Below are 13599 nucleotides of genomic sequence, written 5' to 3'. Positions count from 1 at the left end.
CGCGGGTTATATCCTTCCTTTCGGATACAGAGATAAAGAAGCCGCGCATGATACACGCGAGCGCGGCGGATTGCAGGCCAGCGTACTACCCGGGGGTGAAGGTTTCATACCTGTTCAGGCGGCGGACGGCTGGATGGCCAAACGCACGCTTGGCTCCCCTCCCTGTCCGGGGAGAGGGCTCCTGTCGGCGGGAGGTCAGGCCGCGGCGCGGCGGAGCTCGCCGAGACCGGCGAAATATTCGGTGGTCAGGCGCAACTGCTCGGTTGCACTTTCGGCACGGTTGACCACGTGCCGGAACGCGGCATTCTCCGGCCGATCCTTCGCATACCAGCCCAGGTGCTTGCGTGCGATGCGCACGCCGGCGTGCTCGCCGTAGAACGCGTAGAGGTGTTCCAGGTGGCCCAGCAGGATCGCGGCGACCTCGGCTGGCGTGGGCTCCGGCAGCTTTTCCCCGCTGGCCAGGTAATGTGCCACCTCGCGGAAGATCCATGGCCGGCCTTGCGCGCCGCGGCCGATCATCACCGCGTCGGCGCCGGTGACGTCGAGCACGTGGCGGGCACGCTCGGGACAAGTGATGTCGCCGTTGGCGAGTACCGGAATGCGCACGGCGGCCTTCACCGCGGCGATCGTCGCGTACTCGGCCTCGCCTTCGTACTTGTCCGCGCGGGTGCGTCCGTGCACCGAGAGGGCGGCGATGCCACTGTCCTCGGCGATCCGCGCGATGCTCAGCGCGTTCCGATGCTCGCGGTCCCAGCCGGTGCGGATCTTCAACGTCACCGGCACCTCGACCGCGTCGGCCACTGCCTTGCAGATGCGCGCCACCAGCGGCTCGTCCTGCAGCAGCGCCGAGCCCGACCACACGTTGCAGACCTTCTTGGCCGGGCAGCCCATGTTGATGTCGACGATCTGCGCGCCGTTGGCCACGTTGAAGCGCGCCGCCTCGGCCAGCATGCCTGGGTCGTAGCCCGCGATCTGCACGCTGACCGGCTCCGGCTCGCCCGCGTGGTCCATGCGATGCAGCGACTTGCGGGTGTGCCAGAGCTTCGGATCGGCGGTCGTCATTTCCGACACGGCCAGCCCCGCGCCCAGCCGTTTGCACAGCAGGCGGAAAGGCTTGTCGGTGACCCCGGCCATGGGCGCGAGTACCACGGGCGGGTCGATGCGGTAGGGACCGATCTGCATCCGGCCATTGTACGAGGTCCGGTAGGCTGGGGCTTTGGCCCACCGCTTTTCCGCGACCTGGGACAGCGGGCTGAAGCCCGCCCGGCAAAGGCACTACATCAATGCGTAATGCACCACGTGGAAGAACACCGGCGCGGCGAAGCTGACCGAATCGAGCCGATCCAGCATGCCGCCGTGGCCATCGATCATGTGTCCCCAATCCTTGGCGCCCAGGCTGCGCTTGACCGCCGACAGCGCCAGCCCGCCCAGGAACCCCGCGATCACGATGATCAGCGACATCCCGGCCGAGACCCAGAGCGAGAACGGCGTGATCCACCACAGGCACGCGCCCACCGCCACCGCGCAGAACCCGCCGCCGACCAGCCCCTCGACCGTCTTGGACGGGCTCACCGACGGCGCCAGCTTGCGCCGCCCGAACAGCTTGCCGACCACGTACTGGAACACGTCGCTGATCTGCACCACCAGCAACAGGTACAGGAGCAGCAACAGGTTCTGTCCCTCGTAACCGGGCACGTGCAGCAGCAGGACCGCAGGCGCGTAGCTGATGCAGTAGACGGTGAGCATCAGGCCCCACTGGATCTTGGTGGTGCGCTCCAGGAACGCCTCGGTATCGCCGCCCAGCGCGGTGATCGCAGGCAGCAGCAGGAAGCCGTAGACCGGGATGCAGATCGCGAACAGCCCGTACCAGTCGATGCCGATCAGCCAGTACTGCAGCGGGATCGCCAGGTAGAAGCACAGCACCATCGGCAGGTGGTCGCCGCGACGGGTCGGCGTCAGCGTGAGGAACTCGCGCAGTGCGAAGAACGAGGCCAGCGCGAACAGCACCAGCGTGGCAATGCGCCCGAGCAGGAAGCACACGCAAAGGATCGCCACCATCCACCACCAGGCGCCGATGCGGGCGTTCAAGTTGGCGATGACCTCGCGCGAGCCGTCGCTGCGCGCGCGCCGCGCCAGCGCCCAGCCGACCACGCTCGCCACCACCAGCAGCGCCAGCACGGCGCCCATCACGGTCCAGAATTTCTGTTGCGGGCTCATGCCAGTTCCACCACCGCCGCGTGGGCGCGTTGCAGGAAGCTTTCCTTGTCCTCGCCCTCGGCCAGGCGCAGCGCGCGGCCGAAGCGCACCATGCAGGTCAGCGGCACCGGCAGCAGGCTGCCCTTGGGCATCGCGCGGTGCAGCGTGTCCAGGTAGACCGCCACCAGTTCGGCCTGCGGATGGCGCTGGGCCAAGTGATAGAGGCCGGCCTTGAACGGCTGCGGGAGGGGATCGGGACTGCGTGTGCCTTCGGGAAAGATGATCAGCGAGTCGCCGGCGGCCAGCGCTTCGCACAGGGGGGCGAGCGGGTCTCCTTCGCGGCGCTCGCGATCGCGCTCGATGTACACGGCGCGGAAGCCGTGCTCGGCGACGAAGCCGCGCAGCCCGCCCTTGCCCCAGTAGTCGCGCGCGGCGACCGGGCGCGTGCGTTGGCGCAGCAGTGGCGGCAGTGCCGCCCACAGCGCCAGCGTGTCCAGGTGGCTGCTGTGGTTGGCGAAGTAGATGCGCTGCGCCGGCTTGGGTTGGCAGCCGAGCCAGCGGCCGTGCGCGCCGACCAGCAGGCGCACCAGGCCGACCAGGATGCGAGAGGTGATCATGCGCCGGCGTCCTTGAGCCGCGCGGCGATGGCGCGGGTGCGCGTCACGCAGGTCAGCGCCGAGCCGGCCGCGATGATCGCCGCGGTCGCCAGCAGGATCGGCTGGCGCCACGCCGGCAGCAGCGACGCCAGCACCAGCGCGATGCCGAGCAACCACATGCGATGCGGCTTGGCCATCGGTCCGCGAAAATCCTGCCCCTGGCCCAGCGCGCCGCCCAGCGCGCGGATGTAGGCGGTGAGCGCGGCCAGCAGGGCGGCCAGCCAGCCGAGCCAGGGCAGGGCGTTCGCGTAGCCCAACGCGACGAGGAACAACGAATCGGCCAGCCGATCCGGCAGCTCGTTGTACAGGGCGCCGGTGACGGTGCCCTTGCCGCCTTCGACGGCGACCATGCCGTCAAACAGGTTGCACAACAGCCGCAACCCGATGGCCAGCGCGCACAGCAGCGCGCCGACCGCGCCGGGCAGGGCGAGCAGTGACCAGGCGCCGGCCAGCGCGAACAACACGCTGAGCACGGAGATCTGGTTGGGCGTCAGCCGGCTGCGTGCCAGTACCGCGGCGATGCGCTGCGCCCAACCGCTGTCGCGCACGGCGATTGGGCGTCGATTGGCGTCCTGCATGGCGTGTCCCCCGTGGCCTGCACGCATGCTAGCGCGTGCACGGGAAACCGGAATGTCGGCCTCAGCCGCGGCGTTTCGTGCGCGCGCGCCAGAACAGGAAGCCGGTTACCAGGAAGAACGGCGGCAGCAGACCGGACATAAGCACCAGCGCGCGCCACAGCGGCCCGGTGGTACCGGCGTGCACCGGATAGATCGCGTTGTTCACCTGCACGCCGGTGTCGGCACGGGTGGCGTCCGACACACCCAGCACGCGTACTTGGTAGGGATCGATCCAGAGCGTGCTGCGGCCGGTGGGATTCCATTCGCCCGGCATCCGCACGCGCAGGGTCACGCGGCCATCCCGCTCGCTCGGGAAGGAGAGTCGACCCAGCGTCGCGCCCGGCAGCGCCTGTCTGGCCGCAGCCAGCACGGCAAGCCAGTCGATCCGGTCCCGGCGCAAAGCGATGGTCGCCGGTGGCGGCGGTTCTGGAGTGTCGCCGAACAATCCCTGCAAGGCCGCACGAGTGCCGCCGTGGTAGCACATCAAGGTGCCGGTCGAGGTCACCAGCAGCACCACCGGCAGGCTCAACGCGCCGAAGCTGCGGTGCCAGGTGAGCCAGCGCCGTACCGGCGGTTGCGCATGGGGCTGGAGGTGAGCGAGGAAGCGTCCGCGCCCAGGCCACCAGAGCACCACGCCCGAAACCAGCAGGAACAGGCTGAACCAACCGACCACGCCGAGCCAGGTCTCGCCTGCGTGGCCGGCGAGCAGGTGCGTGTGCCAGTCGCGCAGGGCGAGCAGCACGTCGTCGCCGGGCGTGCGGGTAAGCAGCAACTCGCCGCTGGCAGGATCGAGGTAGCGACGCACGCCGCCGTTGAAGTAGAGCTGCCACACGGGCAGCTCGGCATCGGGCAGGTCCGCGCTGCGCAGGCCACGCGGCGACCACTCGCGCGCGATGCGCTCCAGCACTGCCGCTTCCTGCGACGGCGTGGAGAGAGCATGTGCCGCCAGTTCCGGATGCGAGGCGCGCAGCAACGGCCCCTGCAGCGCCAGCACGCTGCCGCTCAGGGCGATCAGTGCGAACACCGTGCCCAGGCTCAGGCCCAGCCACAGGTGCAGCTTGCGCAACCAGTGACGCAGCCCGAGCGCGGAGCGGGCCGGCGCGGCTTGGCGGACCGTATCGCGCATCAGAACACCCGCTGCCAGGCGAGCGAGACGGTGCGGCCCCGGCCGGCGAAGTACGAGTCGTCGTCGCCGACCGTCTGCGAGACGTAGTTGATGTACTGCTTGTTGGCGAGGTTCTGCACGCCCAGCGTCCAGTCGCCCGCGGTGCCGGCGTGCCACTTCAGGTAAGCGTCGGCGGTGACGTAGCCGTCGAAATGCGCGGTGCGCTCGCCCAGCGTGGCGAAGTCGCGGCTGGCCAGGCGCGAGAGCTGCAGATAGCTCGAGAGTGCACCGTTCCAGCGCTGGGTCCACGAAAGGTTCAAGCGGTTCGGCGCGATGTTGGCACCGTCGAGGTCCGAATCCACCTGGCCGTCGCCGTCGCGGTCGGAGCGGCCGTGGTTGATCGCGTAGGAGGCGTCCAGCCGCGTTCCTTCGCGCGGCGTCCAGCCGGCTCGCGCTTCCCAGCCGCTGATCTCGGTGCGCTGGCGGGCCACGTTGTAGACCTGGTTGGGCGCATCGAACACCAATAGCGCGCCCAGCTTCGAGGTCGAGGTCCAGTAGCTGAGGCGCGCGTTGAAGGCAGTGCCCGCATATTCGGCGCCCACCTCTCGGTTGTCCGACACCACCGGCTTGAGGTCCAGGAACTGGCCGACGCTCTGGCCTGGCACATTGATCGCGCGCAGCACGCGGCCGACGTCGGGCAGGGTGTAGCCCTCGGCATAGCTGGCGAACAGGTTGAACGCGTCGGTCAGGTACCAGACCGCGCCGATGTTCGGCAGCGTCTTCTTGAAACTGCGCGAGCCGCCCTCGACGGTCACGCCGCCGTAGGAAGCCAGCGTGCGGAAGGTCGGCACTTCCAGCCGGCCGTGTTCCTGGCGCAGGCCGGCATTGACCGACAGCGCCTGCAGCGGCCAGTACTCGGCCTGCAGGAACGGCGCCCAGCCGGTGTAGGTGCTCCGCGGGACCCAGTTGCGGTTCGTTTGCACCAGCGACTGGTGGGTGCGGTCGCGGTAGCCGTCGGCGCCGGCCAGCAGGGTGAGCGTGTCGTCGAGCAGGCCGCGGCGAGACCACGACAGCCGCGCGCCGTCCTTGACCGATTCGTTCTGCGACTGGTCGAACACCAGCGGGCCGTAGCCCGGGTCCTGGAAGGTGCCGAAGGTGCCACCGCCGAACAGCTCGCGGTTGCGCTGGTGGTAGAGCTGCGCCCGCAGTTCGCCCTCGGCGAGATGCGGGTCGCGGTAGTCCAGGCTCGTGGTCAGCACGCGATTGCGCGGCGCCTCCCCCGGCTGCTTTTCACGGATGGAAGTGGTGGGAACGCCCGCGTCCATGTCGCCGGAAACGGCGGTGTAGCTACCGTTGCCCTGCAGGTCGAAGCGGTTGGCGGTCAGCTGCAGGCGGCGGTCGCCGGCGAAGGTGTAGCCGAGCTTGGCGAAGCCGTCCCAGCTTTTCGAATCCATCAGGTCGCCCTGGGTGCCGTCCACGCCGATCAGCCGGCCGCGCGCATCGGAGTACATGCCGCGCTTGCGCCAGGAAGCGCCGGCGACCAGGTCGAACGCGCCCGATCGCGCGCCGACCAGCAAGGCCGCGCCGTAGCCCAGGCCATCGGCGCCTTGGGTCGGCGCACTCGCGTCCAGCGTGACTTCCTGGCGGATGCCGTCCTGCGCCGGGGCATGCTTGGTGATGATGTTGATGATGCCGCCGGCAGCGCCCAGGCCCTGCAGCGAGTTGGAGCCTTCCACGATCTCGATCCGCTCGATCATCGCCGGGTCGATCGTGTAGCCGTCGCGCGAACCATTGCGCAGCGGGCTGGACTGCGGCACGCCGTCGATCATGTAGAGCGGGTTGCGCCCGCGCAGGGTCTGGCCGCGCACCGAGAGCTTCTGCGTCGAAGGCGCGAAGGAGGGCACCAGCGCACCGATGGCGTCGCCCAGGTCCGGCGTGATGGCCAGCTGGTTGGCGAGGTCCTGGCGGTCGATCACAGTGATCGTCATCGGCAGCGCGCCCTGGCTGCGCGGCAGGCGCAGGGTGCTCTCGGAAACCTCGACCCGCTCCAGGTTGGTCGCCTGCTGCGCGTCCGCGGCGTGCAACGGGGCCGCGATGGCCAGGGTCAGGGCGAGCGCGAGCGGGCGTACGGACGAGGGCATGACAGCCTCCTGCAGGGAAGGCTGCGCATGCTAATGAAAATGATTCTCAACAACAAGCAGGAAACTGCGTGCCGCGGTCAGATCCCCGCCTAGTGCCCCAGGTTCGCTCGCGCCGCGTTCTCCGGGATGTGCTTGTGCCGGAACAGGATCACGAACAGCACCGCCACCACCAGCGCGTAGCCGGCGAAGCTCAGCCAGATGCCCTGCCACTGCAGCGAATGGTCCGGCCCGGTGAAGAAATGCTCGATCACCAACCCGCTGATCGAACTGCCCAGTACCGCGCCCACGCCGTTGGTCATCAGCATGAACAGGCCCTGCGCGCTGGCGCGGATCTTCGGGTCGGCCTGCCCTTCGACGAAGAGCGAGCCGGAGATGTTGAAGAAGTCGAATGCCATGCCGTAGACGATGTTCGACATGATGATCATCCACAGCAGTTCCGCCGGGTTGCCGTAGGCGAACAGGCCGAAGCGCAGCACCCAGGCGACCATGCTGATCAGCATCACCTTCTTGATGCCGAAACGCTTGAGGAAGAACGGAATAGCCAGGATGAACAGGGTTTCGGACATCTGCGAGATCGACAGCACGATGTTCGGGTAGCGCACCGTGATCAGACCCTTGTAGGCGTCGACCTTGCCGAAGTCGTGCAGGAAGGTGTCACCGTAGGCATTGGTCAGTTGCAGCGCGGCGCCCAACGCCATCGCGAACAGGAAGAACACCGCCATCTTGTAGTTCTTGAACAGCGCGAACGAACGCAGGCCCAGCACGTCGATCATCGAGGTGTGGCGGGTGTCGCGCGGCGGGCAGGCGGGCAGCGAAAACGAGTACAGACCCAACAGCACGGCAGCGATGGCCGCGATGCGAAACTGGTCGGGCGAGGTTTCGATGTGCAGCAGGCTGATCGCCCACATCGCCACGATGAAGCCGACCGTGCCCCACACGCGGATCGGTGGATACACCTTGACGATGTCCACGCCCTCGGTCTTGAGCGCGTTGTAGGCCACCGTGATCGAGAGCGCGATGGTGGGCATGTAGAAACACATGTTGACCAGCATCACCCAGAACAACGTGCTCGGGTTGTCGATCGACGGCACGATGAACAGCATCAGCGCGCCGCCAAGGTGCAACACGCCGTACAGGCGCTCGGCGTTGATCCACTTGTCGGCGATGATGCCGGTGATCGCCGGCATGAACAGCGAGGCGATGCCCATGGTGGAGAAGATCGCGCCAAACTCGGCGCCGCCCCAGTGGCGGGTCTGGAACCAGTAGGCGCCGATGGTGGTGAGCCAGGAGCCCCACACGAAGAACTGCAGGAAGTTCATCACGATCAGACGCAGCTTGATGTTCATGGCGCAAAGTCCCGCATGTGCTTTTCCCCTGCAAAAGCCGCGGGACGAAGACCCTGGCTGCAAAGTTGGGCAGGTTAGAGAAAGGGATGCGGGCGGGCAAGGCGCGGCGCAGCGCGTGCGCTCACCTGCGTGCGGACAAACCCATCCCCCACCCTTCCCTCGAATGGGGCAAAAGATTGTCCAAGGCGAAGGCGAAAGGATCGGCTCGCTTCCTCCAAGAGGACGGCTTGGTGGGTGGGTGTGCCGCAAGCAAACCGCGACCCCCACTAGACTCACCGCATCCCTGCGCCGAACGAAACGCCATGCACCTGTTCCTTACCATCGCCCTCGTTCATCTGGTCGCGCTGCTCAGTCCTGGCCCCGATTTCTTCTTCGTCTCGCAGACCGCGGTCAGCCGCTCGCGCAAACAGGCGCTGTTCGGCGTGCTAGGCATCACCCTGGGGATCACGCTGTGGTCGGCGCTGGCACTGCTGGGCCTGCAGTTGCTGTTGCACAGGCTGGCATGGCTGCAACAGGCGATCGCCATTGCTGGCGGGTTGTACCTGGCGTGGATGGGGTTGCGCATGCTGCGCGGTGCGTTTACGCATGCGTCGGTGACGCACGGTGGTGCGATCGCCACGCCCGGCAGCGAATTGGCCACGCTACGCGCAGGATTGCTGACCAATCTGGCCAATCCCAAGGTGGTGGTCTATTTCGGGAGCGTGTTTTCGGCCTTCCTGGGCGAGGGCGTGGACGCGGCAACGCGCTGGGGCTTGTGGGCGCTCATCGTGGCCGAGACGTTCGCCTGGTTCACTCTGGTGGCCGCGTTCTTCGCGCTGCCGGCCATGCGCCGCGGCTACCTCCGGCTGGCGCGCTGGATCGATGGCTTTGCCGGTGCGGTGTTTGTTGCGTTTGGCCTGCACCTCATCCTCGCCCGCCGCGGTTGATCCGTAGGGCGGCGTAGGGTGGGCTTCAGCGCGTCGCTCCGGTCCGGACTGATGGGCGGAAGCGGACCTACGGACGCAACGCGTGCGCCACGCGTTCGCGCAACACCGGCAGCAGCTCCTCCGCGAACCACGGATTGTGCCGGGTCCAGGGCTGGTTGCGCGGGCTCGGGTGCGGCAACGGCAGCACGCCGCGCGCCAGGTGCGTGCGCCAGTCGCGCACGGTCTCGGTGAGATTGGCGCCCGCCTGCGTGCCGAGCAGCCCGACCTGCGCGTAGCGGCCGATCGCCAGGGTCAGGTCGACGTTCTTGAGCAGCGGCATCAGCCGCGGATGCCAGGCCGGTGCGCATTCGCGCCGCGGCGGCAGGTCGGCGCCGCGCGCGCTGCCCGGGAAGCAGAAACCCATGGGCACGATCGCCACGCGGCGGGCGTCGTAGAAAGTTGTCTTGTCGATATCCAGCCAGTCACGCAGGCGCTCGCCGCTCACGTCGTTGAATGGCACGCCGCTCAAGTGCACCTTGCGCCCCGGGGCCTGGCTCACGATCAGTAGCCGCGCGGTGGCCGAGGCCTGCAGCACGGGACGCACGCCATGGGCGAGATCGGCGGCGCAGAGCTGGCATGCGCGGATTTCGGCGAGCACGCGATCGAGCTTGGAAGGCATCGCGAAATGGTGGCACACCGCGCGCATCTTTTAGGAGCCTGCTTGTGGGCGAGCTCGTGGCCGGCACCGGAGCGTCGCCCAATCTAGGCTCCTACGAAGTGCCGGCGGGCAGCAGTTTTCCGGGGTTGAGGATGTCGTCCGGATCGAATGCGCGCTTGACCTCGCGCATCAGATGAAGGGTTTCAGCCTCCAGCGCCAGCGGCATGAACTCGCGCTTGATCCGGCCGATGCCGTGTTCGCCCGAAAGCGTGCCTTCGAGTTCGATCACCAGCGCGAAGATCCCGGCGAGGCAGGCGTGTGCGCGTTCGCGCTCGGCGGCATTGCGCGGCAGCAGGTTCACATGCAGGTTGCCATTGCCGGCGTGGCCGAAGCTGACGACCAGCACGTCGTGCCTTGCGGCCAGACACTGGATGCCCAGCACCAGCTCCGGCAGGCGGCTGACCGGCACCACCACGTCCTCGTTGATCTTGTCCGGCGCGATCGTGCGTTGTGCGGGCGAGAGGGCTTTGCGCGCTGCCCACAGTTGCCGTGCCTCTTCGGCGGTGGCAGCCGCACGCAGGGACAGCAGACCCTCGCCGCCTGCGGCAGCGGAAATGGCAGCAACGGCGGAGTCGAGCGTATCCGGCTCGCCATCGACCTCGATCATCAGCAGCGCGCCGGCCAGCGGGATGTGGTCGCCGGCATGCGCATGGGCGAGCTTCAGCGCCGTTTCGTCGATGAATTCCAGCGCGCAAGGCGTGACCGGCTGGCCCATGATGCGCGCCACGGCCTGCGCGGCGGCGCCGACGTCGCGATAGGTGGCGCGCAGCGTGCGGATCGCCGAGGGCCGGGGCGTGAGCTTGAGCGTGGCTTCGGTGATCAGCGCCAGCGTGCCCTCCGAGCCGATCAGGAGACGCGTGAGGTCGTAGCCGGTGGAACCCTTGCTGGTGTATGTGCCGCAGCGGAATCCTTCGCCCGTGCCGGCGACCGCGCGCAGGCCCAGCGTGTTCTCGCGCGGCGTGCCGTACTTGACCGCGCGCGGTCCGGCGGCATTGCAGGCGAGGTTGCCGCCGATGCTGCACCATGGCGACGAACTCGGGTCCGGCGGCCAGAACAAGCCGTGCGGCGCCAGTGCGCGTTGCAGGTCGCCGTTGATCACGCCCGGTTCAACCACCGCCAGCCGGTTGGCCGGGTCGATGCGCAGGATGCGGTTCATGCGCTCGAAGCTGGCCACCACGCCGCCCTCGACCGGCACCGTTGCGCCCGTGGTGTTGCTGCCGCGCCCGCGCGCGGTGAGCGGGATGCGTTGGTCGCGGCAGGCGCGCACCAGCGCCTCGACCTGCGCGTGCGCGGTGGGAAATACCACGGCGTCGGGATGCGCATTGAGGCGCGAGTTGTCGTAGGCGTAGGCCAGGCGCTCGGCGGGACCGGTGTGCAAGGCGTCACCGAAGATCGAATGGAGCGTTTGAAGCATCGTGTCGGTCAGCGGCATGGAGCATGGCTCCCATGTGGCATTTCGGAAGGAGCGGGCGGTGTGGCCGGTCGACAGTAACGCAAGCGGCGCGGGCGTTCCTGGCTTCCCGCCTCGCCAACCAGTCACTCCGCTTCGAAGGCACCCTTCAGCCAATGCATTGTTGCGTCGGCCGCCGGGCCGTCGTAACTGACCACGTCGAAGCGGCACGGGCGGTTGGCGTGCTGGCCGTGCGCCGCCAGCCACAGCTGCGCGGTGCGGATCAGCTTCTCCTGCTTGGACCGCGTGACCGACGCCGCGGCATCGCCGTGGCCGGCCCGCACGCGGTAGCGCACTTCGACGAACACCACGGTGTCGCCATCGCGCATCACTAGGTCCAGCTCGCCGTGACGCGTGTTGTAGTTGCGCGCCAGCGCCTTGAGTCCGGCACGCTCCAGCTCGCGGCAGGCGCGCTGTTCGAAGGCGTCGCCTGCGGCGCGCATCAGTGATCGGCGGGCGGCAGGATGGTCGAGGCGGCGGGCGGCACACCGGTGGACGTCGCCGGTATCGGGGTGCGGGTGCCTTCGTCCACCGGCGGGGCGGCCGAGGGCACGTCGTCCATCTGCAGGCTGCCGGTCAGCGGACGGGCGATCCCGTCCTGGAAGCGCGCCCAGACCAGCACGCGGCGGATGCGTCCGAACTGGTCGGCGGCGAGCTGGCCGCTGGCGCCAGGCAGGTAGCTGCCCGGGTGGTCGCGCAGCCAGTCCAGATAGGGCACCAGGTTCCATGCGTCCATGCCGAAGGCGAACAACCGCGCCGAGGTGCCGCGCGCAGCGGGCAATAGGGAGGCGATCGCATCATGGCTGGGCATGCCCGGCTGGGCGTCGAACAGCCACGGTGCATCGGAGAACTCCACGCCATCGAGGTCGCGATTGGCGGCGGCGTCATCGACGCCGGCATAGATGTGCGACGTGGCGAATACCGGCAGGCCGACGTGCGCGACGTGCAACTGCGGCAGCAGCAGGCGCGCCTGCTCCGGTCGCATGCTGGCGAAGATGCCGGTGTCGCCCGTCGGCACCGGTGCCGGAAGGGTTTCCACACTCCCGGGGGCGGCCGGCGTCGAGGCGACCTCCGCCGGTTCGGTTCCGGCCAGCGGAGTGGCCGTGGTGGGCATGTTCAGGCCGGCGATGGCGTTGGCGTAGTTCACCTTGCCCGGCGGCAGCGTGGCCATCCCGGCGACGCGGCCGCCGCGGGCTTCCAATTCGGCCTTGAACGCGCCGGCGGCACGCTGGGCGAAGTCGTCGTCGGATACGACCACGTAGGCGTTGTGGATGCCACGCTCGACCATGTGGTCGGCGGCCAGCGCGCCTTCGCTCTCCGGCAGCAGGCCGAACTCGGTGGCGCCGGCGGCGGGCAGGCTTCTGTCGTCCGGATGGTTGAGCGCGAGCACGGGAACCGGCAGCTGCGGCTGTCCGAACACGGCGGCCACTTCGATGCGGGTCAGTGGGCCGACGATCAGTTGAGCGCCATCGCTGGCAGCCTGCTGGTAAGCCTTGATGGCGCCGTCGGCGGTGCCGCCGCTGTCGTACACGCGCACGTTCGCGCGCGGCGCCTTGGTACGCGCGGCATCGGCGTAGCCGGCGAAGAAGCCCTGGCGAATGGCGCCGCTGGCCCCGGCGAAGTTTCCGCCCAGCGGCAGCAGCAAAGCCACGTTCGCCGGCATGCGGTAGCCCTCGCGCACGTTGGCGTCCGCGCCGGGGAGCATGGTGCCGACCGGCTGGTCCAGATCGGGCTGCGGCTGCGCCACCGGCACGCCGAGCTGGGTCAACGCCTCGTTGATCCAGGGCAGCATGCGGTCGCCGGCCTGCATCGCGGCGCCACGGCGCTTGAGCGGCTCCACGCCCAGGCGGCCAAGCAGGTCAAGGATCTCCTTGCGGTTCTGCGTGTGGTCGAGGCCTTCGAGTTGCGGATCCATCTGCACGCGCGTGCGCGCCGCGCCCCACAGGTCGCCGGCGGCTTCCATCGCCCGCGCGCGCAGTTCGAGCAGGCGCAGTTCGAGCGTCGGCGGGACGGGCGTGGGCTGGGTGGTCAGCTGCAGCGCGGTGTGCGCGTCGTGGTGGGCCAGCGCCAGCTCCGCGCGGAGCAAGTCGTAGCGGGCGGCGTCCTCGCCCTCAAGGCGCGGGCGACGCACCGCGTCGAGCAGCGGGGCGGCCTGCTCGAGCGTGCCTTCCTCGCGATACACCTCGGCCGCCAGGATGTTGTAGTGGTCGGTGTCGCCGGTCTGGCGTCCCAGGTCGAGGTAGACCTGGATGGCCTGGTCGAATTGCCCCTGGCTGGCGAGCTGTTCGGCGTGCTGCGCGGCGGCAAGTTCCTGAGGCGAGCGGGTCACCTTGGTCGGTACGCAGGCGCTTGATGCCAAGGCGATCAGCAGGCCGAGGCCGGCGGCGCGGAGCAGTCGCATGGAGTGTCCCTTGGTCGTGATCGACATGGTGAGCGATCATAGCCGATCGTGCCGCAAGCCCTTT

Annotated in this window: 12 protein-coding genes; 1 reads left to right on the top strand and 11 read right to left on the bottom strand. The window is 68.7% G+C overall.

The features are described from left to right. Positions 1-195: 195 nt before the first annotated feature. The 7 genes from dusB to ACFWZ4_RS14095 all read right to left on the bottom strand — a co-directional run bounded on the left by dusB (position 196) and on the right by ACFWZ4_RS14095 (position 8061). Positions 196-1182 (bottom strand): tRNA dihydrouridine synthase DusB, encoded by a 987-nt coding sequence (dusB, locus tag ACFWZ4_RS14125; RefSeq protein ID WP_439705308.1) that lies wholly within the window; start codon positions 1180-1182, stop codon positions 196-198. Positions 1183-1275: 93 nt separating this feature from the next. Then, the gene (locus ACFWZ4_RS14120) at positions 1276-2217 is read right to left on the bottom strand and encodes a phosphatidate cytidylyltransferase (RefSeq protein ID WP_439705307.1); all 942 of its coding nucleotides are present in this window, start codon (positions 2215-2217) and stop codon (positions 1276-1278) included. Then, positions 2214-2813, bottom strand: coding sequence for a lysophospholipid acyltransferase family protein (locus ACFWZ4_RS14115; RefSeq protein ID WP_439705306.1), 600 nt, complete (start codon positions 2811-2813; stop codon positions 2214-2216). Before ACFWZ4_RS14115 ends, ACFWZ4_RS14120 begins: the two co-directional genes overlap by 4 nt. Beyond that, the gene (locus ACFWZ4_RS14110; protein ID WP_439705305.1) at positions 2810-3430 is read right to left on the bottom strand and encodes a CDP-alcohol phosphatidyltransferase family protein; all 621 of its coding nucleotides are present in this window, start codon (positions 3428-3430) and stop codon (positions 2810-2812) included. The genes ACFWZ4_RS14115 and ACFWZ4_RS14110 overlap by 4 nt, the downstream gene beginning before the upstream one ends. A 61-nt stretch (positions 3431-3491) precedes the next feature. After that, on the bottom strand, positions 3492-4595 hold the full coding sequence (locus ACFWZ4_RS14105; protein ID WP_439705304.1) for a PepSY-associated TM helix domain-containing protein: 1104 nt from the start codon (positions 4593-4595) through the stop codon (positions 3492-3494). After that, on the bottom strand, positions 4595-6715 hold the full coding sequence (locus ACFWZ4_RS14100; RefSeq protein WP_439705303.1) for a TonB-dependent receptor: 2121 nt from the start codon (positions 6713-6715) through the stop codon (positions 4595-4597). The genes ACFWZ4_RS14105 and ACFWZ4_RS14100 overlap by 1 nt, the downstream gene beginning before the upstream one ends. Before the next feature lie 89 nt (positions 6716-6804). After that, a complete protein-coding gene (locus ACFWZ4_RS14095; protein WP_439705302.1) occupies positions 6805-8061 on the bottom strand; it encodes a nucleoside permease in 1257 nt (418 codons plus the stop codon). Positions 8062-8363: 302 nt separating this feature from the next. On the opposite strand from ACFWZ4_RS14095, the gene rhtC reads away from it, so the two are divergent. After that, entirely contained in the window at positions 8364-8987 is a 624-nt protein-coding gene (gene rhtC, locus ACFWZ4_RS14090; RefSeq protein WP_439705301.1) for a threonine export protein RhtC, read from the top strand. Positions 8988-9054: 67 nt separating this feature from the next. On the opposite strand, the gene ACFWZ4_RS14085 is transcribed toward rhtC, so the two are convergent. The 4 genes from ACFWZ4_RS14085 to ACFWZ4_RS14070 all read right to left on the bottom strand — a co-directional run bounded on the left by ACFWZ4_RS14085 (position 9055) and on the right by ACFWZ4_RS14070 (position 13535). Beyond that, complete coding sequence (locus ACFWZ4_RS14085) at positions 9055-9645, bottom strand: uracil-DNA glycosylase family protein (protein WP_439705300.1); 591 nt, start codon at positions 9643-9645, stop codon at positions 9055-9057. Positions 9646-9736: 91 nt separating this feature from the next. Then, complete coding sequence (locus ACFWZ4_RS14080) at positions 9737-11116, bottom strand: FAD-binding oxidoreductase (protein WP_439705299.1); 1380 nt, start codon at positions 11114-11116, stop codon at positions 9737-9739. A 104-nt stretch (positions 11117-11220) separates the two neighbouring features. Beyond that, a complete protein-coding gene (locus tag ACFWZ4_RS14075; RefSeq protein WP_439705298.1) occupies positions 11221-11577 on the bottom strand; it encodes a YraN family protein in 357 nt (118 codons plus the stop codon). Beyond that, positions 11577-13535: a penicillin-binding protein activator gene (locus tag ACFWZ4_RS14070; protein WP_439705297.1), complete on the bottom strand. Its 1959-nt coding sequence runs from the start codon at positions 13533-13535 to the stop codon at positions 11577-11579. Before ACFWZ4_RS14070 ends, ACFWZ4_RS14075 begins: the two co-directional genes overlap by 1 nt. Positions 13536-13599 lie beyond the last annotated feature (64 nt).

It is taken from the genome of Frateuria sp. GZRe12, assembly GCF_051900535.1.
Taxonomy (GTDB): Bacteria; Pseudomonadota; Gammaproteobacteria; order Xanthomonadales; family Rhodanobacteraceae; genus Frateuria_A.
Note: the sequence above shows the minus strand (reverse complement) of the source record. Positions and strands in the feature narration are given on the sequence as shown.